Origin of the sequence: Curtobacterium sp. MCBA15_012, assembly GCF_001864935.2 — a bacterium.
In the GTDB taxonomy this organism is placed as follows: domain Bacteria; phylum Actinomycetota; class Actinomycetes; order Actinomycetales; family Microbacteriaceae; genus Curtobacterium.
Genome location: NZ_CP126267.1, coordinates 87311 through 112088 on the forward strand (window position 1 = coordinate 87311; position 24778 = coordinate 112088).

Below are 24778 nucleotides of genomic sequence, written 5' to 3' on the forward strand. Positions count from 1 at the left end.
ACGACCCAGGCAACCGACAGGACGAGGAACCATGAGCTCCGACGTGCACCAGTCGACGCAAGAGACCGCGTCGCACGAACCCGCGCACGAGACCGACCCCGCTTCGGGCATCGACCCGAACCTCCTCACGGCGTACGCCCTCTGGGCGGTGTTCCGCCGGCCGCTCGGTCCGGTGCACCGCGTCGGTGACGACGCCGTGGCCGAGCTGGACGCGGTCGTGGCCCGTGCCGCCGAGCGCGGGGTCACCGTCCGCGGCTTCTACGACGTCTCCGGCTTCCGCGCCGACGCCGACGTCATGGTGTGGCTGCACGGCGACGACGCCCAGGCGATCCAGGCCGTGCTGCGCGAGGTCCGCCGCACGGGGCTGTTCCAGGACGCCGAGCCGGTCTGGCACGTGATGGCCATGCACCGCGAGGCCGAGTTCAACAAGCGCCACACCCCCGCCTTCCTGCGCGGCAAGGACCCCGAGGCCTGGATCACGGTGTACCCGTTCGTCCGGTCCTTCGAGTGGTACCTCCTGCCGGAGGAAGAACGCTCGAAGATGCTCCGCGACCACGGCATCGCCGGCGCGAAGTACCGCCGCGTGCTGACGAACACCATCGCGACCTTCGCCCTGAGCGACTACGAGTGGATCCTGCCGCTCGAGAGCCCCGAACTCGTCGACCTCGTCGACCTCATGCGCGACCTGCGCTACACCGAGGCGCGCCTGCACGTGCGCGAGGAGGTCCCCTTCTTCACCGGTCGTCGCGTGACGACCGCCGAACTGCCGGAGGTGCTGTCGTGACCGACACCAGCCAGATCTCGAACGGGCGGGGCACGGTCCTCGCCGCGACGCCCGCCGCGGCCGACGGACCCGAGCACGTCGAGGTCCCGACCGCGTACGACGCCATCCTGCTCGCCGGCTTCGGCGGACCGGAGGGCCAGGACGACGTCATCCCGTTCCTGCGCAACGTCACCCGCGGCCGGGGCATCCCGGACGAGCGGCTGGAGGAGGTCGCGCACCACTACCGCCACTTCGGCGGCGTCAGCCCGATCAACGCGCAGAACCGTGCGCTGAAGGCGGCGCTCGAGGCCGAGCTGGCGAAGCGCGGCATCGACATGCCGGTGCTGTGGGGCAACCGCAACTGGGCGCCCTACCTCGAGGAGGCCTTCACCGAGGCCGCCGACAAGGGGTACACGAAGCTCGTCGCGATCGCCACGAGCGCGTACTCGTCGTTCTCGAGCTGCCGCCAGTACCGCGAGGACTACGCACGGGTGCTCACCGAGACCGGCCTGATCGACACGATCCAGGTCGACAAGGTCCGGCAGTTCTTCGACCACCCGGGCTTCGTCCGTCCGTTCGTCGACGGCGTGCGCGACGGCATGGCCCGCGCGATCGCCGAGAACGAGGGGCTCGACGTCGCGACCGAGCTCCGCATCCTGTTCTCGACGCACTCGATCCCGTCGACCGACGCCGCGAAGTCCGGCCCGGACCACCGCGGCTTCGACGAGCACGGCGCGTACGAGGCGCAGCACCTCGCGGTGGGCGAGGTCGTCCTCGAGCAGGCGTGGAACGAGCTGCTCGAGCAGCCCGAGCACGCCCACCTGCGCGGCACGTCCAAGCCCGGCTGGAAGCTCGTCTACCAGTCGCGTTCGGGCCCCCCGACGCAGCCGTGGCTCGAGCCGGACATCAACGACTACATGAACGAGGAGCTCAAGGGCGGCCCGACCCGCGCCGTGCTCATCGTCCCGCTCGGCTTCGTGAGCGACCACATGGAGGTCATGTGGGACCTCGACGAGGAAGCCACCGAGACCGCCGGCGAGCTCGGCTTCTGGTCGCTCCGCACCCAGACGCCCGGCGTCGACCCGGCGTACGTGTCGGGGCTCGTCGACCTGGTGCTCGAGCGCGTGAACGGGACGCCGAAGAGCGAGCGCCCGCACCTGACCGACATCGGCCCCTGGTACGACGTGTGCCGTCCGGGCTGCTGCGAGAACGTCCGCGCCGGGTTCAAGCCCGCCGCGGCCGGCGTCGCCCCGTGACGGACCCGGACCGCACAGCGCCCGAGCCCGCCGACGGCCCGGCGTCGGCGGCAGCGCCGACCGACGGCCCGGTGCCGATCCGGCTCGGCACCCGTGCCAGCCGGCTCGCGGTCGCGCAGTCGCAGGACGTCGCCGACCGCCTGGCGAAGGCGGCCGGCCGTCCGGTCGAGCTCGTGACCGTGACGAGCGAGGGCGACGTGAACCGTGCGTCGCTCGCGAGCCTCGGCGGGACGGGCGTGTTCGCCAGTGCCCTGCGCGAGGCGCTCGTCGCGGGCGAGGTCGACGTGCTCGTGCACTCGCTCAAGGACCTCCCGACCGCGCCGTACGACGGGCTGACGATCGCGTCGGTGCCGAAGCGCGCCGACGCCCGTGACGTCCTCGTCGCGCGGAACGCCGGGACGATCGACACGCTCCCCGAGGGCGCGAAGGTCGGCACCGGGTCCCCGCGTCGGGTCGCGCAGCTCAGGGCGAAGCGTCCCGACCTCGACGTCGTCGACATCCGCGGCAACATCGACACCCGGCTCGGTCGGGTGGACGACGACCTCGACGCGGTCGTGCTCGCCGCCGCCGGTCTCGGCCGGATCGACCGGCTCGACGCCGCGACCGAGCTGCTCGACCTGGGCTTCTGGCCGAGCGCCCCCGGTCAGGGCGCGCTCGCGGTCGAGATCCGCAGCGACGAGACCGACAAGGGGCTCCTCGCGGCGCTCCGGAAGCTCGACCACGCCCCGACGCGCCTCACGGTGACGGCCGAGCGCGAGGTCCTCGCCAAGCTCGAGGCGGGCTGCTCCGCTCCGATCGGTGCGACCGCGGTCGTGGACGCCGAGCTCCTGCTCGTCTCCGCGACGGTCTACCGCCCCGACGGCGCCGAGTACCGCACCGCGTCGCACGCCGCGCACCTCGACGGCTCCGCGCAGGACCGCCTCGACGAGGCCCTCGCCGTCGCCGGACGCGTGGCGGCCGAGCTGCTCGAGAACGGCGCCGCCGAGCTCGCGGACCTGGCATCCACGGTGTCCGACGCCCCCGCCGACGGCGAGCACTCGGCGGGCCCCGGCCTGGCGACACCCGCCGAGTAGGGGAGCACCACGGACGACACCGCTCGCGTCGCGGACGAGGCACGGCCACCGGTCGTCCTCGTCCCGCGCGGCGGTGCGTGGGGCGAGTCGGTGGCTCAGGCCGCCCGGTCCCGCGGACTCGAGCCGGTCGTCGTCCCGCTCATCACCGACGCACCGCCCGCCGACCCGGCAGCGCTCGACGCGGCGCTCGCCCGCCTCGGGGCAGTACCGGCCGCGCCCGCTGGCGAGGCCAGCGGACAGCGCGCTGACGGACCGCGCGACGACCCGGCCGGGAGGCGCGACGCGCCACCCACGGACCGCAGCGGACCCGACAGGGTCGCCACCGGTGCCCCCTGGCTCGTGGTGACCAGCGCGACGGCCGTGCGCGTGGTCGCCGGACGCGTGCCGCGCCTCCCGGCCGGGGTCCGCGTGGCCTGCGTCGGCGCGGCGACCGCACGGGCCGCCCGCGCGGCGGGCTGGCCCGTCGACCTGGTGCCCGAGGACGAGTCCGCGGCCGGCCTCGTCGCCGCGTTCCCCGCCGACGCCGGACCCGTCCTGACCCCCCGGTCGGAGATCGCCGCGCCGACGCTCGTCGACGGCCTGCGCGCCCGCGGCCTCGCCGTGTCGGAGGTGGTCGCGTACCGTACCGTGGGGACGGGGGACGACCCGCTCGTCCTCACCCCACCACCGGACGCCGTGCTCGTGACGAGCGGGAGCGTCGCCGACCAGGTCGTCCGCCGGATGACCCCCCTCGACCCGCGCACGCGCATCGCGTGCATCGGACCGTCCACCGCCGACGCCGCGCGTGCCGCCGGACTGCCCGTGCACGTCGTCGCCCGCAGCCGGTCCGCCGAAGCCCTCCTCGACGCCGTCGTCGAGACCCTCCACCCGAACCCCAGAACAGGAAGGTCATCGTGACCGGACGCTTCCCCCAGGTCCGCCCCCGTCGGCTCCGCGCCACCCCCGCCATGCGGCGGCTGGTCGCCGAGACGCGGCTCCACCCCGCGGAGCTCGTGCTGCCGATGTTCATCCGCGAGGGGGCGACCGACGCGATCGACATCTCGAGCATGCCGGGCGTGCAGCAGCACTCCCTCGACTCGTTCCGCCGAGCGCTCACCGAGGCCGCGGAGCAGGGCGTCGGTGGCGTGAACCTGTTCGGCGTGCCCACCGCGAAGGACGCAGTGGGCTCCGGCGCGACCGACCCGGACGGCATCCTCAACGTCGCGATCCGGATCGCGAAGGAAGAGGTCGGCGACGCCCTCGTCGTGCAGTCCGACCTGTGCCTCGACGAGTTCACCGACCACGGCCACTGCGGTGTCCTGGCGGCCGACGGCTCGGTCGACAACGACGGCACGCTCCTGCGCTACCGGGACATGGCCGTCGCCCAGGCCGAGGCCGGCGCCGAGCTCGTCTGCATGAGCGGCATGATGGACGGTCAGATCGCCGCCGCCCGCGACGCCCTCGACACCGCCGGGCACAGCGGCACCGCACTGCTCGCGTACTCCGCCAAGTACGCGTCGGCGTTCTACGGCCCCTTCCGCGAGGCCGTCGCGTCCACGCTGCAGGGCGACCGCCGCACGTACCAGATCGACGCCGCCGACGGACGGCAGGGTCTCCGCGAGGTCCTGCTCGACATCGAGGAGGGCGCCGACATCGTCATGGTGAAGCCCGCGATGAGCTACCTCGACGTGCTCGCCCGCACCGCCGACGTCTCCGAGGTCCCCGTGTGGGCGTACCAGATCTCGGGCGAGTACGCGATGATCACCGCGGCGGCGCAGAACGGCTGGATCGACCGCGACGCCGCGGCGATGGAGGCCCTCGTCGGCATCAAGCGTGCCGGTGCGGACGCGATCCTCACCTACTTCGCGGTGGACATCGCGCGGAAGCTCAACCAGGAGGCCGGCCTGCGCACGTCCGGCAGCACCGCGGCGGTGTCCGGCGTCGCCTCGACCGGGAAGGCCCCCGAATGACCACCAGCACCAGCACCAGCACCGCCACGACGAACGACGAGCTGTTCGGTCGCGCGAAGGCGAGCATCCCCGGGGGCGTGAACTCCCCGGTCCGCGCCTACGGCTCGGTCGGCGGGACCCCGCGGTTCCTCACCGCCGCGAAGGGCGCGTACGTGACCGACGCCGAGGGGCGCGAGTACGTCGACCTCGTCGCCTCGTGGGGCCCCGCGATCCTCGGGCACGCGCACCCGGGCACGGTCGAGGCCGTGCAGCAGGCCGCCGCCCGTGGTCTGTCGTTCGGGGCGTCCACCCCGGGCGAGACCGAGCTCGCCGAGCTCGTGCGGGAGCGCGTGCAGGTCGACGGCGACGGGCCGATCGAGAAGCTCCGCATGGTGTCGACCGGAACCGAGGCGACGATGACCGCGATCCGGCTGGCCCGCGGGTACACCGGTCGCGACCTGCTCGTGAAGTTCGCCGGGCACTACCACGGCCACTCCGACTCCCTGCTGGCCGAGGCCGGCTCGGGCGTCGCGACGCTCGCCCTCCCGGGCAGTGCCGGCATCACCGCCGAGACCGCGGCGCAGACCCTCGTGCTGCCGTACAACGACCTCGACGCCGTCCGTGCCGCGTTCGACGAGCACGCGGAGCGCATCGCCGCGGTGATCGTCGAGTCGGCCGCCGCGAACATGGGCGTGCTCGCGCCGGAGCCCGGCTTCAACCGTGCGCTCGCGGAGATCACGCGTGCGCAGGGTGCGCTGCTCATCGTCGACGAGGTCCTCACCGGCTTCCGCGTCGGCCCGGCCGGGTGGTGGGGGCTCGAGGCCGCCGGCACCGTCCCCGAGGGCACCGGGTGGAAGCCCGACCTCGTCACGTTCGGCAAGGTGATCGGCGGCGGCATGCCCCTCGCCGCGCTCGGCGGTCGCCGCGAGGTGATGGACTTCCTCGCCCCGCTCGGGCCGGTGTACCAGGCGGGCACGCTGTCCGGGAACCCGCTCGCCGTCGCCGCCGGCACCGCGACGCTCCGTGCGGCGACACCCGAGGTGTACGCGCGCCTCGACCGCACGGCGGCGACGATCGCCGAGGCGACCAGCGCAGCGCTGTCCGCCGAGGGGGTCGCCCACACCGTGCAGCACGCCGGGAACCTGTTCTCGTTCGCGTTCCTCGACGAGGCCCCGCGGAACTACGACGACGTCCGGGCGCAGGAGGCGTTCCGGTACGCGCCGTTCTTCCACGCCATGCTCGACGCCGGGGTCACCCTGCCGCCGAGCGTGTTCGAGGCGTGGTTCGTCACCGCGGCGCACGACGACGCGGCCGTGGGACGCGTGCTCGACGCGCTGCCCGCCGCCGCGAAGGCCGCGGCCGCCGCGACGGCGTAGCCCGCAGGCCGGGTCGGCCCGCTCGCCCCGTTCGGGCGGTCGGGCCGCTCGGGCCGCCGGCCCGGTCGGTCCGCGCGTCGCCGCGGCCGGCCCGTCCGTCCCGGTGTCCCCGGGGTCAGGACGAGGGATGGGAGGCGCGGGTCGCCCCCGGCGCCCGGCGTGCGTGCCAGCGCCCACCGACACGGTCGACGGTGAGCGGGAACGCGAAGGCTGCGGACACCGCGGACGACGTGACGACCGCGTCCGCGGGCCCCTGCGCCACGACGGCCCCGTCGCGGAGCAGCAGCGCGTGCGAGGTCGAGGCCGGCAGGTCCTCGAGGTGGTGGGTGACCATCACGCTCGACAGGTCGGGGCGTCGCGTGCGCAGGGCGTCGACGGTCTCGAGCAGGTGCTCCCGCGCGGCGACGTCGAGCCCGGTCGCGGGTTCGTCGAGCAGCAGCAGGTCGGGCTCCGCCACGAGGGCCCGGGCGATGAGTGCCCGTCCGCGTTCCCCCTGCGAGAGGACCGGCCAGCGCGCGTCGGTGCGTGCGACGAGCCCGACGTCGGCCACGAGCCGGTGTGCGGCGTCGAGCTGCTCGGCCGTGGGCTCCCAGCGCAGCATGAGGTCGGTCGTCCCGGTCAGGCCGGTGAGGACGACCTCGAGCACGGTCAGGGGCGAGAGGACCCGGTGCCGTGGGTCCACGTGCCCGATGTGCTCGCGGAGCGCGCGGACGTCGGTCCGGCCGAGTCGCCGACCGAGGACCTCGACGGTGCCCGCCGTCGGGTGGCTCGTGGCGCCGAGGACCGCGAGCATCGTGGACTTCCCGGCGCCGTTCGGGCCGAGCAGGGCCCAGTGCTCCCCGCTGCGGACGGTGAGGTCGACGTCGTGCAGCAGGTCCCGGCCGGAGCGGGTGACGCGGAGTCCGGCGGCGGCGATGCGTGGTTCGGTCACTGCTCCATGCTGCCGGACCCGCGCCCGTTCCCGGGTCAGGCCTTCGCGGCGCGGACCTCGGCGAGGTGCTCGGCCATCGCGCGGGACATGCCGCGGATCACGGCGCCCGCTGCCTCGCCGTCACGGGCCTTCGCGGCCGCACGGAACGAGTCGAGCCCGTGCTTGACGTCCCAGAACACGAACTCGGGCTGGCCGATCCGCACGAACTTCGCGCGGTTGACGATGCCCTCGGCGGTCTTCACGAGCAGTTCGTTCCCGGAGTGCGCGACGAGGAACGCGATCAGCGCGTCGATGTCGTCGTTGAGCTTGCGGTCCTCGGCGTCGGCGTGCGCCCGGGCTCCGTCGAGGAGCTTGCCGAGCTGCTTGAGCGCGGCGTCGTCGAGGGCCGGGACCGCCCAGCGCGCGGCGAGCTCGGCGAACCCGAAGAGCAGCTGGAAGGCGTCGTCGTACTGCTCGCGCGTGGGGGAGGCGACCCGGGTGTAGCGGTTGGCCTCCATCTCGACCAGGCCGAAGTCGACGAGCTTCGCGATCGCCTCGCGGATGGGCGTGCGACTCACCCCGAGCCAGGCGACCAGCTCGTCGTCGTTGAGGCGTTCACCGGCCTGGAGGGTGCCGTCCTGGATCGCGGCGAGCATCTTCTCGAGCACGACGTCGCGCAGCAGCTTGCGGGGCGAGTTCTCGACGGTCGACTTGGGCACGGGCATGCGCTGCTCCTCCAGTGGGTTCCGGGTGGTCCGCCGCCCAACCTAGCGTGAAATACGCAAACGTTTGTGAAAACACCAGTGATGTGAAAGATCAGCGCGGGGGTCGACCCGTGTGCGCGGTCAACGGCGGAGGTCGACCACCGTCCGGCCGTGCACCCGCCCAGCGACGACCTCGGCGCCGACCGTGACCGCGCGCTCGAGGTCCACCGTGCGCGTGACGTCGGCGAGCAGCGCCGGGTCGAGGTCGGTCGCGATGCGGTCCCACGCCCGCTGCCGGAGGGCGAGCGGGGCCTCGACCGAGTTGATGCCGAGCAGGGACACGGCACGCAGGATGAACGGCATCACGGTCGTCGGCAACGCCGAGTCCTGCGCCAGGCCACACGCCGTGACCGCACCGCCCCAGCGCGTCGACGCCAGCACGTTCGCGAGCGTGGCACCGCCGACGCTGTCGACCGCGCCCGCCCAGGTCGCCCGCTGCAGCGGCCTGCCGAGATCGGCGATGGTCGCACGGTCCACCACGTCGGTCGCCCCGAGGGTGCGCAGGGAGCGCTCGTGCTCGCGCCGACCGGTCGACGCGGTCACCCGGTAGCCGCGCGCCGCGAGCAGCGCGATCGCGACCGTGCCGACGCCGCCGGACGCACCCGTGACGAGCACCGGACCGTCGTCGGGCGACACCGACCGCTCGAGGGCCAGGACCGACAGCATCGCGGTGAAGCCCGCCGTGCCGACCGCCGCGGCGAACGAGTCCTGCAGGCCGTCCGGCAACACGACGAGCGACCCGCTCGGGACGACCGCCTGGTCCGCCCAGCCGCCGTGGCGCGTCTCGCCGAGCCCGGCGCCGTTGCACACGACCCGGTCGCCGATCGCCACGTCGTGCACGCCCGGTCCGAGCGCCGAGACGGTGCCGACGACGTCGATGCCCGGCACGAGCGGGTCGACGCGGGCGACGCCGGGGTTGCCGGCCAGGGCCAGGCCGTCCTTGTAGTTGACGCTCGAGCACGTCACGTCGACGAGGACCTCGCCCTCGGCGGGCTCGGGCAGGTCGACCTGCGTGACCGTGGGCGGGGCGGAACGGGAGACGAGGACTGCGCGCGTCATGCGTCGGACGCTACCCGCGCCTCCCGGCCGCCCGTCCACCAGCGGTGGACGACGTCACCACCGGGGGACGACGTGCCTAGCCGAACATGATGGCGGCCTCGTCGAACCGGGCCTGCGGCACGGTCTTCAGCTCGCCCAGCGCGTCCTCGAACGAGACGTGCACGATCTCGGTCCCCTTGAGTGCGACCATCCGGCCCCACCGCCCCTCGACCACCGAGTCGATGGCCGCGAGCCCGAGCCGTGTCGACAGCACCCGGTCGTAGGCGGTCGGGGTGCCGCCCCGCTGGATGTGCCCCAGCGTCGTCGCGCGCGTCTCGATGCCGGTCATCTCCTCGATCAGCGGAGCGAGCCGCTCGCCGATGCCGCCGAGCCGCGGTCGCCCGAACGCGTCGAGCCCCCGCTCCGTGTGCGCGGTGTCCTCGTGGTCCGGGACGAAGCCCTCGGCGACCACGACGAGCGGTGCGCGACCGCGGTCGTAGGCGGCACGCACCCACGTCGCGATCTGCTCCATGCTCGTCTTCTGCTCGGGGATGAGGATCGCGTGCGCGCCCGCAGCCATGCCGGAGTGCAGCGCGATCCAGCCGACGTGCCGGCCCATCACCTCGGCGACCATGCACCGCGAGTGCGACTCCCCGGTCGTGCGGAGGCGGTCCATCGCCTCGGTCGCGATCGCGACGGCGGTGTCGAAGCCGAACGTGTAGTCGGTGGCGCCGAGGTCGTTGTCGACGGTCTTCGGGACGCCGACGATCCGCAGGCCGGCGTCGGTGAGGCGCTTCGCGGCGGCCAGGGTGCCCTCGCCGCCGATCGCGACGATGGCGTCGATGCCGTGCCGCTCGAGGGTCTTCGTGATGTTCTCGACGCCGCCGTTCGGTCCCTCGAAGGGGTTCGTGCGGCTCGTGCCGAGGATCGTCCCGCCCTGCTTGGCGATGCCCTGGATGTCCTTGCGGCCGAGGGGCACGATGTCCCCGTCGACCACCCCGCGCCAGCCGTCCCGGAAGCCGACGAACTCGTGGCCGTGGATCGCGATGCCCTTGAGCACGATGGCGCGGATGACCGCGTTGAGTCCGGGGCAGTCGCCTCCGGAGGTGAGGATGCCGATGCGCACGGAGACTCCAACGTCGTCGGGTTGCGGGGACCTCCCCATCATGTCTGACGGTGATGGGGCATTACCATCCCCGTGTGTCCCTGCCGTCCCCCGTCGCCCCCGGCCCGTCCGACGGGCCCGCCGCGGCCGTGCGGGTCGACACGGTGTACCGGCCGGGAGGCGCGGTGGACGTCCGCGCGACCCTCCGGCCCCTGCAGCGCGGCTCCGGCGACCCCGCCTTCCGGGTGGTCGGGTCCGACACGTGGCTCGCGCTGCGCACGCCGGTCGGGGCGGCCTCGGTGCTCGTCCGCCGCGCGGGCAGCGACGCCGTCGCGGTGTCGGCGTGGGGCGACGGTGCCGCGTGGGCGGTGACCCACGCGCCGGACCTGCTCGGCCGCGGCGACGACTGGTCCGACCTCGACGTGGGCGCCCACGCCTTCCTGGCCGAGGCGCGGCACCGCCAACCGGGGCTGCGCCTGCTCCGGACGAACACCGTCGTGGCGATGCTCGTGCCGGCGATCATGGAGCAGAAGGTGACCTCGCGGCAGGCCTGGCGTGCGTGGCGGTACCTGCTGCGGCGCTTCGGTGAGCCGGCACCCGGTCCGGCACCCGCGGAGATGTTCGTCCCGCCGACCCCCGAGCAGTGGGCACGGATCCCGAGCTGGGAGTGGCACCGGGCCGGCATCGAGCCCGGCCGTTCGGCGACGGTGATGCGGGCGGTGAAGGTCGCGCCCGCACTCGAGCGGACGCTGGGGCTCGGTCGCGGCGGCGCGGTCGTCGCGCAGCGGCTCCAGTCGGTCCCCGGCATCGGGAGGTGGACCGCAGCGGAGACGGCGCAGCGCGCGCACGGCGACCCGGACGCGCCGAGCGTCGGGGACTACCACGTGCCCGCGCTCGTCGGGTGGGCGCTGGCGGGCGGTCCGGTGGACGACGACGGCATGCTCGAGCTGCTCGAGCCGTGGCGCGGGCACCGGGAGCGGGTCGTGCGCCTGATCGGGGGCTCGGGCTTCCGGAAGCCGGCGTTCGGGCCGCGCATGACGATCCAGGACCACCGCTGGCACTGACCCCGGCCGGTCCGTCGACCGGTGCTGTGCGCCTCATCAGGCGTCGACGCGGACAGTCCCGGTCCGCTCCCGTAGCCTTCTGTTGAGAACTGATCTCACGAAGGAGGAACCATGTCGAACCCGGACACCACCCCCGCCGCCGAGGCCGAGGAGCACCGCGTCGCCGAGCACGACGTCGCCGACCACGACCACGAGCAGGACGGCGGCGAGCACGAGACCGTCGAGCACGGCGACCACGTCGACTTCGTGCACGACGGCCACCGGCACGCTCGCCACGAGGACCACTACGACGAGCACTGAGCGTCGCTGAGCCGACCACCCGACGGACGGGAGGCGCGTGGCGGGCCCGCCACGGGCCTCCCGTCCGTCGTCGGGTCGCGCGGGCGCCCTACGGGTGCCGGACGCCCTCGCCGGCCAGCACCGCGCGGTAGCCCTCGCGGAAGGTCGGGTACCGGGGCTCCCACCCGGTCGACCGCAGCAGCGCGTTCGACAGGCGCTTGTCGCCGCCGGCCTGTCGCGCGTCGCCTTCGCCGACCGTCGGCTCCGGGAGTCCGAGCTCGGCGGCGAGGAACCGCAGGACGTCGTCCAGGCGGCTCGGTTCGTCGTCCGTGCCGAGGTACGTGGGCGCCGGATCCGGCACGGACGCCAGGTGCACGATCGCGGCGGCCGCGTCGTCCCGGTGGATCCGGTTCGTGTGCGGCGACGTGCCCGGCGCGAGCCGTGCCGCCCCCTCGCGCACCTGCGTGATCAGCCGCTCCCGCCCGGGCCCGTAGATGCCGGACAGACGGACGAGCACGGCACCGGGTGCGCGCTCGCGCAGGAGCGCCTCGGCCTCGACGAGGACGGCGGCCGTCGGGGTACCACCGCGCGCCGGGGTCGCCTCGGTCACGACGCTGCCGTCGGCGACGTCGTACACCGCCGTGGAGGACACGACGAGCAGGCGCGGGTCGGCGGCCGACGCGGCGATGCCGTCGAGCACGTTGCGGAGCCCGTCGACGTAGGTCGCGCGGTACTCGTCGACGTCGCGGGACCCGGCGGCGAAGGCCACGACGACCACGCCGGTGTCGTCCGGGATGGTCGGGACCTCGCGGCGGAGGTCGACCGCACGGCCGGTCAGCGGGGCGGGGACGCGGTCGGCGCTGCGGCGGAGGCCGACGACCGGGTGACCCTGCGCGGCGAAGCGCAGGCCGGTCTCGGTGCCGAGGTCGCCGCAGCCGGCGATGACGACGGTGGGGAGGGAGTGCACGGGTCGAGCGTGGCACGGGCGGCTGGGGAGGGCTCGAGCGGACGCGGGGCCGCACTCCTGGCCCGGGCATCCGCTGGGAGTACCGGTGCGGCGCGGAGGTAACGTCTGCCGGGCTACCCCGTAGACCCTGCTGCGGGGGCCCGGATCCCTGTTCCCGGGTCGGCCTCGTCCAGACCCTCAGCGTCGAACCCGACGGCGCCGTAGCGCGAGGGCGTCCGTCCCGGACCCGAACCCACGACGGCCGCCCTCGCACCCCCTCGGCTGTACAGGTGCTCACGTCCGGGGGACAGGAAGCGAACCGCGTCTGCGATCCCGGCAGCCACCCGCGCCTAGCGTGAAGTGGTCATGACAGCCGAACACCGCAAGTCCGCCGAGCCCGACGCGGCTCCCACCGTCGCGCACCACGACGCCCACCACGCAGCGGCCGCCGAGGTCGCCGGGCCTGCCCCCGACGCGCACCCGGCTCGCGAGCAGGACGCTCCGCCCGCTCGCGAGCAGCGGGTCGAGCACGGGGGCGACCAGCCCGACCCGAACCGGTGGAAGGCGCTCGTCATCTGCCTGCTCGGCGGGGGGATCGTGCTGCTCGACGTGTCGATCGTGAACGTCGCGCTGCAGTCGATCTCGAGCGGCCTCCCCGGTGCGTCGCCCGAGGCGGTGCAGTGGATCCTGTCCGGCTACGCGCTGTCGTTCGGTCTGCTCCTCGTGCCCGGCGGTCGACTCGGGGACGCCTCCGGCCGGCGCCGGATGTTCGTGATCGGCGTCGGGCTCTTCACGGTCGCGAGTGCGCTGTGCGGCTTCGCGCCGAACGGCATCGTCCTGGTGGTCGCCCGGCTCGTGCAGGGCCTGGCCGGTGGTCTCCTCACCCCGCAGGTGACCGCGCTCATCCAGCAGCTGTTCCGCGGCAAGGAGCGCGGTACCGCGTTCGGCCTCTTCGGCGCGACGGTCGGCATCGCCACGGCGATCGGCCCGCTCGTCGGCGGCCTGCTCATCACGGCGTTCGGCACCGAGAACGGGTGGCGGTTCGTCTTCTTCGTGAACCTGCCCGTCGGACTGGTCACGATCCTCCTGGCCTTCAAGTACCTGCCGCAGGCCGACGGGTCGACCCGAGGCCGGAAGCACGACTTCGACCCGGTGGGCATCGCCCTGCTCGGCGCCGCGGTCGTCGCGCTGCTGCTGCCGTTCGTGCAGTCCGAGCAGTGGAAGAGCAACGCGAAGTGGTGGCTCGTCGTGGCCGCCGTCGTCTTCGCGGTCCTGTTCGTCCTCTGGGAGCGGCGCTACGCCCGCACCAAGGAGCCGGTGATCGACCTCGCGCTCTTCCGCCGCCGGTCGTTCTCGCTCGGCGTCGGCCTCGCCACGGTGTACTTCGCGGGCTTCACGCCGCTGTTCTTCGTCCTGACGCTCGCGCTGCAGTCCGGGCTGCACTACTCGGCGCTGCTCGCGGGCCTGTCCTCGGTGGCGTTCGCGATCGGGTCCGGGGTGGCGTCGACGATCGGCGGGCGGATCGTGCACCGGTTCGGTCGGCAGTTGATCGTGATCGGGACGATCCTCGTGCTCATCGGACTGGGTGGCGTGATCTGGGTCGTCGCGAACCACTACGAGTCGGACCTCGGCTGGTGGCTCGTCGTGCCGCTCCTGGTCGCCGGCGTCGGGTCGGGGCTCACCATCTCGCCGAACCAGACCCTGACGTTGTCCGAGGTCCCGGTCGAGCAGGGTGGTTCGGCCGGCGGGCTGATCCAGGTCGGCGCGCGCGTCGGGTCGGCCATCGGCATCGCCGCGGTCGGCAGCGTCTTCTACTCGGCGCTCGCCGACTCCCGCGGGGACTACTCGACCGGGCTGCCGCTCGCGCTCGGGGTGTCCCTCGGCTTCGTGGCGGTCGCGCTCCTCGCGGGCATCGTCGACGTGGTCGTCGGCAAGGTGCGGGGGACCGAGGCGACGGTCTGACCACCTGGCAGCGGACCACTCCCGGGCCGCCGACGGGTGCCGCTGGCAGGCTGGGTCCGTGGACACGACGCTCGACTCCGCGACCGACATCGTCACCGGCATCCGGTTCCCCGAGGGCAACCGGTGGCACGGCGGACGGCTCTGGTACTCCGACATGCACACGGGCGAGGTCTTCTCGGTGGACCCCGCCTCGTCCGAGGCGCCCCGGGTCGAGGCCGTCGTCGAGGGGCAGTCCTCGGGGCTCGGCTGGCTGTCGGACGGCCGACTCGTCATCAGCTCGATGGAGTCACGGACCCTCGTCGCCGCCGCACCGGACGGCTCGACGTCGGTGTTCGCCGACCTGTCCGCCGTCGAGCCCTCGCTCCTCAACGACCTGGTGGTCGACGAGCAGACCGGCCGGACCTACGTCGGGGCGTTCGGCTACGACCTGTACGGCGGCGAGGAGCTGCGGCCCGGCCCGCTGTACGTCGTCGAGCCGGACGGCTCCGCCCGGCGCGCGGCCGACGGACTGGTCTTCCCGAACAGCGCGAACGTGCTGCCCGGCACGCGGACCCTCGTGGTGAGCGAGACCTGGGGCGGTCGGCTGACGGCGTTCGACATGGAGCCGGACGGCTCGTTGACCGGCCGGCGCGAGTGGGCCGCACTCCCGGAGGGCGTCACCCCCGACGGCAGCACGGTCGACGCCGAGGGTGCGGTCTGGGTCTGCTCGGTGGACACGGGCGAGTTCCTCCGCGTGGTCGAGGGCGGCACGGTCACCGACCGGATCGACGCCCCCGGGCGCTGCGCGATCGACTGCGCGCTCGGCGGGGAGGACGGCCGGACGCTGTACCTCGCCACGGCCGACAGCTACGACCCGGCCACGACCGCGACGACGCGTGCCGGGCGGATCAGCGCCGTCCGCGTCGCCGTTCCCGGCCCCTGAGCGTCCGCGTCACGGTCAGGGCCACCGTCACCGGTCCGTGAGCGCTCGACGCCGTGGTCCCGGCGTACGCCGTGCTCGAGGTCGTACGGCTCGTCGGACGGGTGAGCTGCGCGCCGGTCGTCGGGGTCGAGGTCTCGAGCCCGGGCCGGACGCCGGGCACGCAGCGGGTCGCCGTCCCCGCGGACGTGCGTGCGGGCGACCTGCTCTGCTTCCCCTGCGCGGTCGCCGTCCGGCACCGGGACGTGGTGGAGCCGGTCCGCGCCGCAGTCGGGACCGTCGCCCGCCCGTCCGTGTCCCCCGCGTGCGGGGCGCCGAGCGTGTCTCGACGCGCGGTGATCGGACCCTCGTCCCCCGGGTTTGTCACAGAACGGTAACGACCAGGAATCCGTCCAAACCGTTCGGTGGGGGGTGTCGAATCACCTGCACAAGCCGGGAAACACCCGGAGCGCTCACCAGCCGCAGGTAGCTGGTTCTCCACCCCTGTTCGGGGTGTGTTCGGCGCGCATCCAGGGATTCGCGCCGAGCGCGACAACGAAAGGAACGCAGACATGCGCAAGAGCCTCAAGACCTCCATCACCCTCGCCACCACGGGTGCGCTCGTGCTGGGCGGTGCCGCGTTCGGTGTCTCCGCCGCGCAGGCCGACGGCAGCATCCACACGGTCTCGTCCTCGTCGTCGAAGATCCCCGGCCCGGTCGCTTCGGTGCCCGAGGTCAAGGGTGGCAACACCGCGGTCGCGCTCGACAAGGGCTTCACCGACGCGCTGACCTCGCTGGGCCTGACCCCGGGTGTGTCGGGCAACGCGAAGCTCGAGAACGGGTCGGTGTCGTTCCCGATCACCGCCGGTTCGGTGACGTACTGGTCGCCGGACGGCAACTACCGCCCCTACGTGCAGGGCCTGCTGGACCACGACGACTCGGGGCTGACGCTCTCGGCCGGTGACACGACGGTGACGCTGGAGAACTTCGTCGTGAACCCGGGCTCGTCGAAGCTCTACGGTGACGTGTTGGTCAACGGTCAGGTCGCCGTGTCGAACGCGTACCTGTTCTCGCTGCACGGTGGCACCCTGAAGCCGCTCCAGCTCGAGGGTGACAACGCGATCCTGACCGGCACCACGGTCCACGTCTCCGACGACGCCGCGAAGCTGCTCAACAGCACCTTCAAGACCGACGCCGTCAAGGGTGGCCTGCTCGTCGGGACCGCCACGATCACCGCCCAGATCAAGTAACACCCCGCACCACCAGCACCACCAGCACGACACGCGAACGGCGCCGCCCCCGATCAGGGAGCGGCGCCGTTCCACGTCCACGCGATGCGGCCACGGAACGGCGCCCACCCTGGTCGCGACACGCTCGCGCACCCGCTCGTCGGGACGACGGTGAACGATCCGCCCACCCGTCTCGTCGTCTGGGTATGGGACTCCGCACACGCACGAAGGTCATCATCGGCATCGCCTCCGGTGTCGTCGTCATCGGCGCCGCCGCCGCCATCGCCGGCCCGGTCATCTACGCGAACACCGTCAACGGGCAGGCCGCGGCCGCGCCCACGCTCAGCGCCGCCGCCTCCGGGTCGGCCGGCTCCCTCGCGTCCGACCAGGCGGACGGCACCTGGAAGAGCCAGGGCTCGTCGTACGCCGGCTACCGGGTGCACGAGGTCCTGCAGGGGAATGATGTGAACGTGGTCGGTCGCACGAAGGACGTCGAGGGCACGGCGGAGGTCGCCGGTGGTTCGCTGACCAAGGCGACCGTCACGGTGCAGGTCGGCGAGATCAGCACCCCCGAGGCGGCCCGCGACGCGTACTTCCGCGACAAGGCGCTCGAGACGAGCAAGTTCCCCACCGCCACGTTCACGCTGACGAAGCCCGTCGACGTCTCGAAGGCGCTCGACGGCACCGCGCAGGACGTCACCCTGACCGGGACGATGGACCTGCACGGCGTCCAGCAGCCCGTCACGGCCGACGCGAAGGTCGCCGTCGCGAAGGGCGGGACGGTCCAGGTCGTCGGTTCCGTGCCGATCACCTTCGCCGACTACGGCGTCCAGGCCCCGTCGCTCGGGTTCGTGACCGTGGACGGGAAGGGCTCCGTCGAGTTCTCCCTCGACCTGGCGAAGTGACGATGACGAGCCGTTCCGCGGACGAGCTGCTGGCGACCCTGTACCGGGAGCACGGCGACGCGCTCACCCGGTACGTCCGGCACCTGACGCGGGACGGCTCGATCGTCGAGGACGTCGTCCAGGAGACGATGGTCCGAGCGTGGCAGCGGCCGGCGGTGCTCGAACGGGCGCCCGACAGCGCCCGCGCCTGGCTGTTCACGGTCGCGAGGAACCTCGTCGTCGACGACGCCCGGTCCGCCCGGAACCGCCGCGAGCACGGCACCGAGCACCCGGTCGACCGCGCCGAGGCCGACCGGACGGACGCCGTGCTCGACCGGATCGTGGTCGCGGACGCCCTCGCCTCGCTGACCCCGGACCACCGTCGCGTGGTGGTCGACGCCTACTGGCTGGGACACACCGTCCCCGAGATCGCACGACGGCACGACATCCCCGAGGGCACCGCGAAGTCGCGGCTGCACTACGGGCTGCGAGCACTCCGGCTCGCACTGCAGGAACGAGGAGTGACCCGATGAGCGTGGACCCGACCGCGCACGACCGCTACGCCGAGTGGGACGCCGCCTACGTGCTCGGCTCGCTGCCAGCCGACGAGCGGCTGGAGTACGAGCGGCACCTCGAGACGTGCGTGCGCTGCACCGCCGCCGTCGCCGAGTTGGTCGGCCTGCCCGGCCTCCTCGCCAAGCTCCCCGCCGACCAGGCGGTCGAGATCGCGGAGCCGGACGGGAGGCCCGACCCGCTCCCCGAGAGCAGCCTCGCCGCCGTCGCGCACCGCGTCCGCCACCGTCGGCGCCGTCGCCGGGTCTGGGTCGCCGCGACCGCGGGGCTCGCGGTCGTCGCCGCCGTGCTCGGCGGCCTCGCCGTCGGCACCGCCGGGGACCGCACCGGCTCGGTGCGCGCGGACGCGTCGCCCACCGCGACCGGACCGGGGGACCGGTACACGATGACCGGTTCGCAGGGGCTCGACGTCGACCTCGCGGTGAGCGGGGAGCAGTGGGGCACACGCTTCGACTGGGGCTGCTCGTACGGCGGCAAGGAGTGGTCGGCGGACGGCTCGGTCATGTACGACCTCGTGGTCGTGCGGTCCGACGGGACGACGCAGACCGTGGCGACGTGGTCCGCCGCCGGGGCCGAGGCACGCGGGCTGTCGGCGTCGACCGACATCCCGCGCGACGACATCAGGAGCGTCCAGGTCCGGCTGCGCGGGGAGCAGGGCGCCCTCGCCGGCGTCTCCCTCTGACCCGCGCGGACCGGACTCGCGGGCGGACCGGAGCCGCGCGTGGACCGGACTCGCGCGCGGAGCGCATCCTCGCGCTGACCGGTCGACCGGTCAGCCCGCGACGGCCTCGTGCTCGTCCGGGCCGATCGCGTCCTCGAGGCGCGCACTGACGGACCGCAGCGTGTCCGCGTCCGTCCCCACGGGCCTCCAGAACAGCTCCTCGAGCGCCTCGGTGTGCGCGCGGATGCCGGCGAGCACCGCGCGCCGGCCGTCCGGGGTCATCTCCACCCAGCTGCCGCGACCGTCGTGCGGGCAGTCGGCCCGGACGACGAGCCCGCGCGCGACCATGCGCGTGACCTGGTGGCTCACGCGCGACTTCTCCCAGCCGATGCCGCTCGAGATGTCGCGCACCCGTAGCTTGTGGTCGGGTGCGCGGTGCAGGCCGATCAGGATCTCGAACTCCGGGACCGAGATGCCGGCACCCTCCTGCACGGCGTGGTCGAGCGCCCGGTCGAGTCGTCGCCAAGCATCGTGGTACGCGTCCCAGGTGGCCCAGTCGTGGCCGCCGTTGCCCTCCGTCGACATGCCGTTCAGCGTATCCACCAGCCGAGCGGTGCTCACCAGGATCATCCGCTCGGACGACCCGGACGGCTCGTCCAGGAGCCTCCGAGGTGGGGTCGGAGGGGCGGCATACGATCAGGGGCATGCCGAGCGCGCGACTGCAGGACTGCACCGACGACGCCGTCGCCCTCGCGCGACGGTGGACTGCGGCGTCCGCTGCTCGCAAGACCGACCCGCGTGCCCTGCGCCTGGCCGAGGTCCTGCGTGACGAGCGCGGGCTGCACTTCACGCGGGCGTTCCTCGACCGCGTCGTCCGACCGGAGGACCCCCGGGTCGCCGCCCGGACGCTCGAGCAGCTCAGCCAGGACGTCCCGGAGCCGCTCGCCTGGTACCTGCGCGGTGCGGTGACGCTCGGCGGCGGCTTCGCGACGATGGCGCCGTGGGCCGTGGTGCCGACCGCGCGACGCATCCTCCGGCGTCTCGCGGGACACCTCGTCGTGGACGCGGCTCCCGCCAAGCTCGGGGGCGTGCTCGCGAAGGCAGCCGGGCCCGGTGCGCGACTCGACGTCACACCGCTCGGCGACGCCGTGCTCGGCACCGCGGAGAGCGACCGACGGCTCCAGGCGCTGTCGGAGCTGCTCGCCCGCGACGACGTCGACCAGGTCACCACGGCCGTCCGCGTCGTCGTGCCGCAGCTGTCGGCGTGGGCGTTCGACGAGACCGTGGCCCGCGCCGTCGACCGCCTCGTGCCGCTGTACCGCACCGCCGTGTCCACCACCTCGTCCGGCCGCCCGGGGTCCGGCGTGACGCTCGAGGTCGGCGAACACCGCGACCTCGCCCTCACCGTCGCGGTCTTCCGCGCCGTGCTCGACCGTGACGAGTTCGCCGGGCTCGGCGGGACCCTCGTGCTGCCGACCTCGCTGCCCGACTCGGCGGGCGCGCTCGACGCGGTCACCGCCTGGGCCCAGGGGCGTCGTGCTCGCGGGGGTGCGCCCGTCACCGTGCGGATCGTCCGGGGCGCGGACGGCCCGCGGGAGCACGTCGACGCCGTCCTCCACGACCAGCCGCAGGCGACCTGGAGCAGCGCGCGCGACACCGACGCGGCGTGGCTCCGCCTGGTCGACGCGGCGCTCGACCCCGAGCGGGTCGACGCCGTCCGGATCGGTCTCGGTGCCGACGACCCGCTGCTGACCGCCGCCGCGTGGGTCCTGGCCCAGCGCCGCGGGGTGACCGACGGGGTGCACGTGTCGACCCTCCTCGGCACCCCGGGCCCCGCCGTCGACGCCGTCCGGGCCGACGTCGGGGACGTCGTCGTCTGCGTCCCCGTGGTCGACCCCGAGCGGTTCGACGCCGCGGTCCCGACCCTCGCCCGACGCCTGCGCGACCTCGCGACGGCACCCGACGGTCACGGCGACGCCGACGCCGGTTCCGATGCCGATCGACTCCGGGACCTCGTCGCCGCCGCGGCCGCGACCGTCCCCGCGAGCCACCGGACGCAGGACCGCCGTGCCGACCCCGGGGCGCCCCGGTGGCAGGCGACCTTCGCGAACGTCCCCGACACCGATCCGTCGACCGCGGGCAACCGTGCGTGGGCGGCCGACCTGCTCGCCCGGGTGCCGCGGTCTCCGCTCGGCGTCCAGACGCTCCGCGCGGCCCGCACCGCCGATCGGTCGAAGCTCGAGCGGATCGTCGCCCGCACCGCGCTGGCCGGTGCGAACTGGGGTCGGCAGGACCCGTCCGACCGTGCCGAGCTGCTCGACCTCATCGCCCACGCGCTCGAGTCCCGGCGCACCGCGCTCGTCGAGGTCGCCGTCGCCGAGACCGCGGCCACCCTGGCCGAGGCCGACGCCGACGTCAGCCGCGCGGTCGACCTGGCACACCACCACGCCGACGGTGCCCGACGGCTCGCGGAGCTCGACGGCGACGGCGGACGGTTCGTCCCGCCCCGGCTGACCGTGGTCCTGCCGTCGTGGGAGTCGCCCGTCTCGTCGCCCGCCGGCGGCGTCCTCGCAGCGATCGCCGCGGGCAGCGGGGTCGTCCTCAAGCCGGCACCGCGCGCGGGTCGGACGGGCGCGGTGCTCGCCGACGTGCTGTGGGACGCGGGCGTCCCGCACTCGCTGCTCCAGCTCGTCGCCATCGACGAGGACCAGCTCGGACGCGACCTCGTCGCGCACCCCGCGGTCGACCGTGTGCTCCTCACCGGCACCACCGACACCGCGCGCTCCTTCCGCTGGTGGCGGGCCGGCCTGCCGCTGAGCGCCGAGACCACGGCGACGAGCAGCATCGTCGTCACACCGACGGCCGACCTCGACCAGGCCGTGCAGGACGTCGTCACGTCGGCCTTCGGTCGTGCCGGGCAGCGCCGGACGTCGGCGTCGCTCGTCGTCCTCGTCGGCTCGGTCGGCGACAGCGAGCGCTTCCGTCGTCAGCTCGTCGACGCGACCCGCACGCTCCGCGTGGCCTGGCCGACGGACCCGTCCGCCCAGGTCGGTCCGCTCGTGGCCGAACCCGACGGAGCGGCCCGTCGGCACCTCACCGAGCTCGGCCCGGGGGAGTCCTGGCTCGTCCAGCCCGCCCCGCTCGACGACACCGGGAGGCTCTGGTCGCCCGGCATCCGCGACGGCGTCCGCCCGGGCAGCGACCTGCACCAGACCGCGGCGCCGGTCCCCGTGCTCGGCATCGTGCGCACCGAGACCCTCGCCCAGGCGATCGCGGTGCAGAACGGCACCGACCACGGGCTCGCCGCCGGGCTGCAGGCCCTCGACCCGGACGAGATCGCCGAGTGGACCGCGAACGTCCAGGCCGGCGCGCTGTTCGTCAACCGACCGACCACCGGCGCCAAGGTGCGTCGGCAGCCGCTCGGCGGGTGGAAGGCCTCGGCGGTCGGCCCGGGCACGCCGCCCGACGGCCCCCTCGCCCTCGCCGCCCTCGGCCGGTGGGAGCCGACGCCCCGCACGGTGCACAAGAGCATCCAGCTCACCGGGCTGTCCTCGCGCGTGACGGCCGTCGTCGAGGCCTCCCGGAGCGGCCTGTCCTTCGAGGAGTTCGACCACGTCCGCGCCGGCGCCCGCAGCGACGTGCGCGCCCGCGAGGCCGTCTTCGGGACCTCCCGCGACACCGCCGGGCTGGTGGTGGAGCGCAACGTGATCCGGTGGCGCCCGCAGTCGGTGGTCGTCCGGCACGCCGAGGGGTCGCCGACCGGTGACCTGGTCCGCACGCTCGTGGCCGCGACCGCCGCGCACGCCCACGTCCTGCTGAGCACCGCACGGCCGCTGCCGGGTCCCCTGACGCAGCTGCTCGCCTCGGCGCGCTCACCGCTCGACGTCGTGGACCACCTCGTCGAGTCCGACGACGAGTTCCTGCGCCGCGCCGCGTCCGGTGCCGTGTTCCAGCGCGACTGGGACGGCGACGAGGCACCGCAGGACGCGATCGACCTCGTGCTCGCGTCGGGGCAGGACCGCCCGTCCTCGTCGGCGTTCGGTGGCCCGGGCGCGCGGATCCGGCTCGTCGGCGGTGACCCGCTCCCGCTCGAGGAAGCCCTCGGCGCGAGTGTCGACGTCACCGTGCACGACGGACCCGTGGTGGAGTCGGGCTTCGTCGAGATGCTGCCGTACCTGCGCGAGCAGACGGTGTCGATCACGGCGCACCGCTTCGGCGACCTCGACCCCGACGTCGCGGCGCTGCGGGTCTGACGTGGACCACGACGTGCCCGGCCCCGGCCCGTCGTCCGACCGGACGCGGGACATCGCCGTCGAGGGCCTGGTCAACGCCCGCGACCTCGGCGGGCTGCCCCGCCGCGACGGGTCCACGACGCCCTCGGGCCGCCTGTTCCGCTCGGAGAGCGTCGACCGGGTCACGTCGGACGGATGGCGGGCGGTGCACGACCTCGGCATCCGGACCGTGGTCGACCTGCGCGCGCCGTCCGAGACCGCGAAGGACAGCGGTGCCCGCCCGTCCTGGCTCACGACCGTGACGGTCGACCACGACGGCCTCGACGACGAGCCCGGTTTCTGGGAGCCGTTCTGGGAGTCCGGGATCGTGGGCACCCCGCTGTACTACGGGCAGCACCTGGCGCAGTTGCCCGAGCGGACCGGCGCCGTGCTCCGGGCGATCGTCGAGGCACCACCGGGCGGCGTGCTCTTCCACTGCGCCGGTGGTCGCGACCGCACGGGCATCGTCGCGCTCGTGCTGCTGTCCCTCGCCGACGTCGAGCCGGAGGCGATCGTCGCCGACCACCTCGCCACCGTCGCGAACGCGCCGGCCCTGTGGGCCAGCGTCGGCGTCCCCGACCCGGAGGGGCGCATCGAGGCGCTCTGCGCCGCCCACGGGACCACGGTCGAGGGCGCGTTCCGCGCCGCCCTCGACGGCTTCGACCTGCCTGCGTTCACCGCACGCTGCGGCGTGGACGACGCCGGACTGGAGGCCCTGCGCACGTTCCGTGCGCCGGTGACGTGAGTCGCGCCTCCCGTCCGGCGACCGGCGTCAGTCCTCGGTGGCCGCGCCGTCCTCGTCCTCGACCCCGGTCTCGTCCATGCGGTCGCGGAGGTGGTCGGCCATCGCCGCGGCGCCCTCGCCGCGGTGGTCGTGGTCGACCTGCTCGATGAGTCCGCGCAGCTTCTCGTGGTTCGTCGCCTCGTCGGCACCGTCCATGACGGGGCCGGTCTGGACGTTCTCGTCGTCGTTGCTCATGGCACGGACGCTACGCGGCGGGCGTGGGAGCGGACGGTGCCTGTGCGGTCTGCGCAGTTCCGTCCATCCCGAACCTTCCCACCCGGCGAACGAACCGGACCCCGTCAGTACTGAAGGGCGGCCCCACCTCGAAGTCGATCCAGGGCTACGTCGAAGGATTCGGTGCTGGCGACGGTGACCAGCAGGCGAAGATGCCAGCCTGCTCGACTCGGGTTCACCCGGTCGACTTGCGCTGTGATGATCTCTTCATCGAGCACGGGACCGACGAAGCGGGCGAGCCAGTCGGGCAGGTAACCCACTACGTGGTCGTCCTCGGTGAACACGAGCACTGCGCTCGGGTTGTAGCTGTTGCCGATCTCACGCCTGAGTCGAAGGTGGTCACCGGGCCGGATGCTGGCGAGCACCTTCTCGTGATCGGATGACGAGTACGGGTTCGTTCGCCCTTCTTGGGTCTGAACGGACTTCTTCTCGAAGTACCGCAGGCCGGACAGGAGCGTTCGACACGCCCAACCCTCTGCGGTTTCGTGCGGGATCGGCGTCACCTGGAGAGTGTCGCCCTCAGAACCGCCGCCGGAACGCGAAAGCTGTTCCCAGGGCGTAGCGCTGTCCGGGTCGAGGTCGAGTCCTTCGACGACTCTCCGAAAATCGTCGCGCGCCGGGTCCATCACGCGCTCGTGGAACAGCGGGAACAGTTCGTCACTCTCGTAGTGCTCGTCGAGGTCCCGGAACCCCATCAAGGGCCTGAAGCTCGCCTCGGTCTTCGCTGCGGGCAGATAGTCGAAGAAGTAGCGGTCCGCGTCGTACGAGAGCTTGGCCACC

General features: G+C 73.8%; 24 protein-coding genes. 16 read left to right on the forward strand and 8 right to left on the reverse strand.

What is annotated here, in order from left to right; all coding sequences use genetic code 11:
• Positions 1 to 31: 31 nt before the first annotated feature.
• The 6 genes from hemQ to hemL all read left to right on the forward strand — a co-directional run bounded on the left by hemQ (position 32) and on the right by hemL (position 6396).
• Positions 32 to 784 carry a hydrogen peroxide-dependent heme synthase gene (hemQ, locus tag QOL15_RS00445; protein ID WP_083230149.1) on the forward strand — a complete coding sequence of 251 codons (753 nt, stop codon included), beginning with the start codon at positions 32 to 34 and terminating at the stop codon, positions 782 to 784.
• Positions 781 to 2019, forward strand: coding sequence for a ferrochelatase (locus tag QOL15_RS00450; protein ID WP_171898742.1), 1239 nt, complete (start codon positions 781 to 783; stop codon positions 2017 to 2019). The genes hemQ and QOL15_RS00450 overlap by 4 nt, the downstream gene beginning before the upstream one ends.
• Entirely contained in the window at positions 2016 to 3092 is a 1077-nt protein-coding gene (gene hemC, locus QOL15_RS00455) for a hydroxymethylbilane synthase (protein ID WP_370692424.1), read from the forward strand. Before QOL15_RS00450 ends, hemC begins: the two co-directional genes overlap by 4 nt.
• 90 nt (positions 3093 to 3182) lie before the next feature.
• The gene (locus QOL15_RS00460) at positions 3183 to 3989 is read left to right on the forward strand and encodes a uroporphyrinogen-III synthase (RefSeq protein ID WP_065961521.1); all 807 of its coding nucleotides are present in this window, start codon (positions 3183 to 3185) and stop codon (positions 3987 to 3989) included.
• Positions 3986 to 5041, forward strand: coding sequence for a porphobilinogen synthase (gene hemB / locus QOL15_RS00465; protein WP_290439175.1), 1056 nt, complete (start codon positions 3986 to 3988; stop codon positions 5039 to 5041). The genes QOL15_RS00460 and hemB overlap by 4 nt, the downstream gene beginning before the upstream one ends.
• The gene (gene hemL, locus QOL15_RS00470; RefSeq protein ID WP_071248303.1) at positions 5038 to 6396 is read left to right on the forward strand and encodes a glutamate-1-semialdehyde 2,1-aminomutase; all 1359 of its coding nucleotides are present in this window, start codon (positions 5038 to 5040) and stop codon (positions 6394 to 6396) included. Before hemB ends, hemL begins: the two co-directional genes overlap by 4 nt.
• 115 nt (positions 6397 to 6511) lie before the next feature.
• On the opposite strand, the gene QOL15_RS00475 is transcribed toward hemL, so the two are convergent.
• The 4 genes from QOL15_RS00475 to QOL15_RS00490 form a co-directional block, all read right to left on the reverse strand.
• Positions 6512 to 7327 (reverse strand): ABC transporter ATP-binding protein, encoded by an 816-nt coding sequence (locus QOL15_RS00475; RefSeq protein WP_071248306.1) that lies wholly within the window; start codon positions 7325 to 7327, stop codon positions 6512 to 6514.
• 35 nt (positions 7328 to 7362) lie between these two features.
• Complete coding sequence (locus tag QOL15_RS00480; protein ID WP_071248309.1) at positions 7363 to 8031, reverse strand: GntR family transcriptional regulator; 669 nt, start codon at positions 8029 to 8031, stop codon at positions 7363 to 7365.
• Positions 8032 to 8151: 120 nt separating this feature from the next.
• Positions 8152 to 9129: an MDR family oxidoreductase gene (locus tag QOL15_RS00485; RefSeq protein ID WP_071248312.1), complete on the reverse strand. Its 978-nt coding sequence runs from the start codon at positions 9127 to 9129 to the stop codon at positions 8152 to 8154.
• A gap of 76 nt (positions 9130 to 9205) precedes the next feature.
• The gene (locus QOL15_RS00490; protein WP_071248314.1) at positions 9206 to 10234 is read right to left on the reverse strand and encodes a 6-phosphofructokinase; all 1029 of its coding nucleotides are present in this window, start codon (positions 10232 to 10234) and stop codon (positions 9206 to 9208) included.
• A gap of 80 nt (positions 10235 to 10314) precedes the next feature.
• Between QOL15_RS00490 and QOL15_RS00495 the strand changes: the two genes are divergently transcribed.
• A complete protein-coding gene (locus QOL15_RS00495; protein ID WP_370692494.1) occupies positions 10315 to 11277 on the forward strand; it encodes a DNA-3-methyladenine glycosylase in 963 nt (320 codons plus the stop codon).
• Positions 11278 to 11388: 111 nt separating this feature from the next.
• On the forward strand, positions 11389 to 11577 hold the full coding sequence (locus QOL15_RS00500) for a zinc transporter permease (protein WP_065961569.1): 189 nt from the start codon (positions 11389 to 11391) through the stop codon (positions 11575 to 11577).
• A gap of 88 nt (positions 11578 to 11665) precedes the next feature.
• On the opposite strand, the gene QOL15_RS00505 is transcribed toward QOL15_RS00500, so the two are convergent.
• On the reverse strand, positions 11666 to 12523 hold the full coding sequence (locus QOL15_RS00505; RefSeq protein WP_071248320.1) for an NAD(P)-dependent oxidoreductase: 858 nt from the start codon (positions 12521 to 12523) through the stop codon (positions 11666 to 11668).
• 345 nt (positions 12524 to 12868) lie between these two features.
• On the opposite strand from QOL15_RS00505, the gene QOL15_RS00510 reads away from it, so the two are divergent.
• The 6 genes from QOL15_RS00510 (at position 12869) to QOL15_RS00535 (ending at position 18730) form a co-directional block, all read left to right on the forward strand.
• Positions 12869 to 14464 carry an MFS transporter gene (locus QOL15_RS00510; RefSeq protein ID WP_083394051.1) on the forward strand — a complete coding sequence of 532 codons (1596 nt, stop codon included), beginning with the start codon at positions 12869 to 12871 and terminating at the stop codon, positions 14462 to 14464.
• Between the two features lie 58 nt (positions 14465 to 14522).
• Positions 14523 to 15386, forward strand: coding sequence for an SMP-30/gluconolactonase/LRE family protein (locus QOL15_RS00515; protein WP_071248323.1), 864 nt, complete (start codon positions 14523 to 14525; stop codon positions 15384 to 15386).
• A 548-nt stretch (positions 15387 to 15934) separates the two neighbouring features.
• Complete coding sequence (locus QOL15_RS00520) at positions 15935 to 16612, forward strand: hypothetical protein (RefSeq protein WP_071248329.1); 678 nt, start codon at positions 15935 to 15937, stop codon at positions 16610 to 16612.
• Positions 16613 to 16797: 185 nt separating this feature from the next.
• Positions 16798 to 17496, forward strand: a complete 699-nt coding sequence (locus QOL15_RS00525) for a YceI family protein (RefSeq protein ID WP_065961682.1) — start codon at positions 16798 to 16800, stop codon at positions 17494 to 17496.
• Between the two features lie 2 nt (positions 17497 to 17498).
• Positions 17499 to 18008 carry a sigma-70 family RNA polymerase sigma factor gene (locus QOL15_RS00530; RefSeq protein WP_065961683.1) on the forward strand — a complete coding sequence of 170 codons (510 nt, stop codon included), beginning with the start codon at positions 17499 to 17501 and terminating at the stop codon, positions 18006 to 18008.
• A complete protein-coding gene (locus QOL15_RS00535) occupies positions 18005 to 18730 on the forward strand; it encodes an anti-sigma factor (protein ID WP_083394131.1) in 726 nt (241 codons plus the stop codon). The genes QOL15_RS00530 and QOL15_RS00535 overlap by 4 nt, the downstream gene beginning before the upstream one ends.
• 90 nt (positions 18731 to 18820) lie before the next feature.
• Here QOL15_RS00535 and QOL15_RS00540 read toward each other — a convergent pair whose 3' ends face one another.
• Positions 18821 to 19294 carry a MarR family winged helix-turn-helix transcriptional regulator gene (locus QOL15_RS00540; protein ID WP_071249392.1) on the reverse strand — a complete coding sequence of 158 codons (474 nt, stop codon included), beginning with the start codon at positions 19292 to 19294 and terminating at the stop codon, positions 18821 to 18823.
• Between the two features lie 119 nt (positions 19295 to 19413).
• Here QOL15_RS00540 and QOL15_RS00545 point away from each other — a divergent pair, with 119 nt between their 5' ends.
• Entirely contained in the window at positions 19414 to 22962 is a 3549-nt protein-coding gene (locus tag QOL15_RS00545) for a proline dehydrogenase family protein (protein WP_071249370.1), read from the forward strand.
• A gap of 1 nt (position 22963) precedes the next feature.
• Positions 22964 to 23725, forward strand: coding sequence for a tyrosine-protein phosphatase (locus QOL15_RS00550; protein ID WP_139197595.1), 762 nt, complete (start codon positions 22964 to 22966; stop codon positions 23723 to 23725).
• Positions 23726 to 23752: 27 nt separating this feature from the next.
• Here the strand turns inward: QOL15_RS00550 and QOL15_RS00555 are convergent, their stop codons facing one another.
• Together QOL15_RS00555 and QOL15_RS00560 are read right to left on the reverse strand one after the other, a co-directional pair.
• Positions 23753 to 23959 (reverse strand): hypothetical protein, encoded by a 207-nt coding sequence (locus QOL15_RS00555; RefSeq protein ID WP_065961690.1) that lies wholly within the window; start codon positions 23957 to 23959, stop codon positions 23753 to 23755.
• A 104-nt stretch (positions 23960 to 24063) separates the two neighbouring features.
• Entirely contained in the window at positions 24064 to 24777 is a 714-nt protein-coding gene (locus tag QOL15_RS00560; RefSeq protein ID WP_175473874.1) for an HIRAN domain-containing protein, read from the reverse strand.
• Between the last annotated feature and the right edge of the window lies 1 nt (position 24778).

Excerpts from the sequence above, each read along its gene's own strand:
- QOL15_RS00485 (WP_071248312.1), bottom strand. The coding sequence starts at position 9,129 with ATGACGCGCGCAGTCCTCGTCTCCCGTTCCGCCCCGCCCACGGTCACG.
- QOL15_RS00535 (WP_083394131.1), top strand. The coding sequence starts at position 18,005 with ATGAGCGTGGACCCGACCGCGCACGACCGCTACGCCGAGTGGGACGCC.
- QOL15_RS00520 (WP_071248329.1), top strand. The coding sequence starts at position 15,935 with ATGCGCAAGAGCCTCAAGACCTCCATCACCCTCGCCACCACGGGTGCG.
- QOL15_RS00545 (WP_071249370.1), top strand. The coding sequence starts at position 19,414 with ATGCCGAGCGCGCGACTGCAGGACTGCACCGACGACGCCGTCGCCCTC.
- QOL15_RS00525 (WP_065961682.1), top strand. The coding sequence starts at position 16,798 with ATGGGACTCCGCACACGCACGAAGGTCATCATCGGCATCGCCTCCGGT.
- QOL15_RS00510 (WP_083394051.1), top strand. The coding sequence starts at position 12,869 with ATGACAGCCGAACACCGCAAGTCCGCCGAGCCCGACGCGGCTCCCACC.
- QOL15_RS00530 (WP_065961683.1), top strand. The coding sequence starts at position 17,499 with ATGACGAGCCGTTCCGCGGACGAGCTGCTGGCGACCCTGTACCGGGAG.
- QOL15_RS00555 (WP_065961690.1), bottom strand. The coding sequence starts at position 23,959 with ATGAGCAACGACGACGAGAACGTCCAGACCGGCCCCGTCATGGACGGT.
- QOL15_RS00480 (WP_071248309.1), bottom strand. The coding sequence starts at position 8,031 with ATGCCCGTGCCCAAGTCGACCGTCGAGAACTCGCCCCGCAAGCTGCTG.
- hemL (WP_071248303.1), top strand. The coding sequence starts at position 5,038 with ATGACCACCAGCACCAGCACCAGCACCGCCACGACGAACGACGAGCTG.
- QOL15_RS00540 (WP_071249392.1), bottom strand. The coding sequence starts at position 19,294 with ATGTCGACGGAGGGCAACGGCGGCCACGACTGGGCCACCTGGGACGCG.
- hemQ (WP_083230149.1), top strand. The coding sequence starts at position 32 with ATGAGCTCCGACGTGCACCAGTCGACGCAAGAGACCGCGTCGCACGAA.
- QOL15_RS00500 (WP_065961569.1), top strand. The coding sequence starts at position 11,389 with ATGTCGAACCCGGACACCACCCCCGCCGCCGAGGCCGAGGAGCACCGC.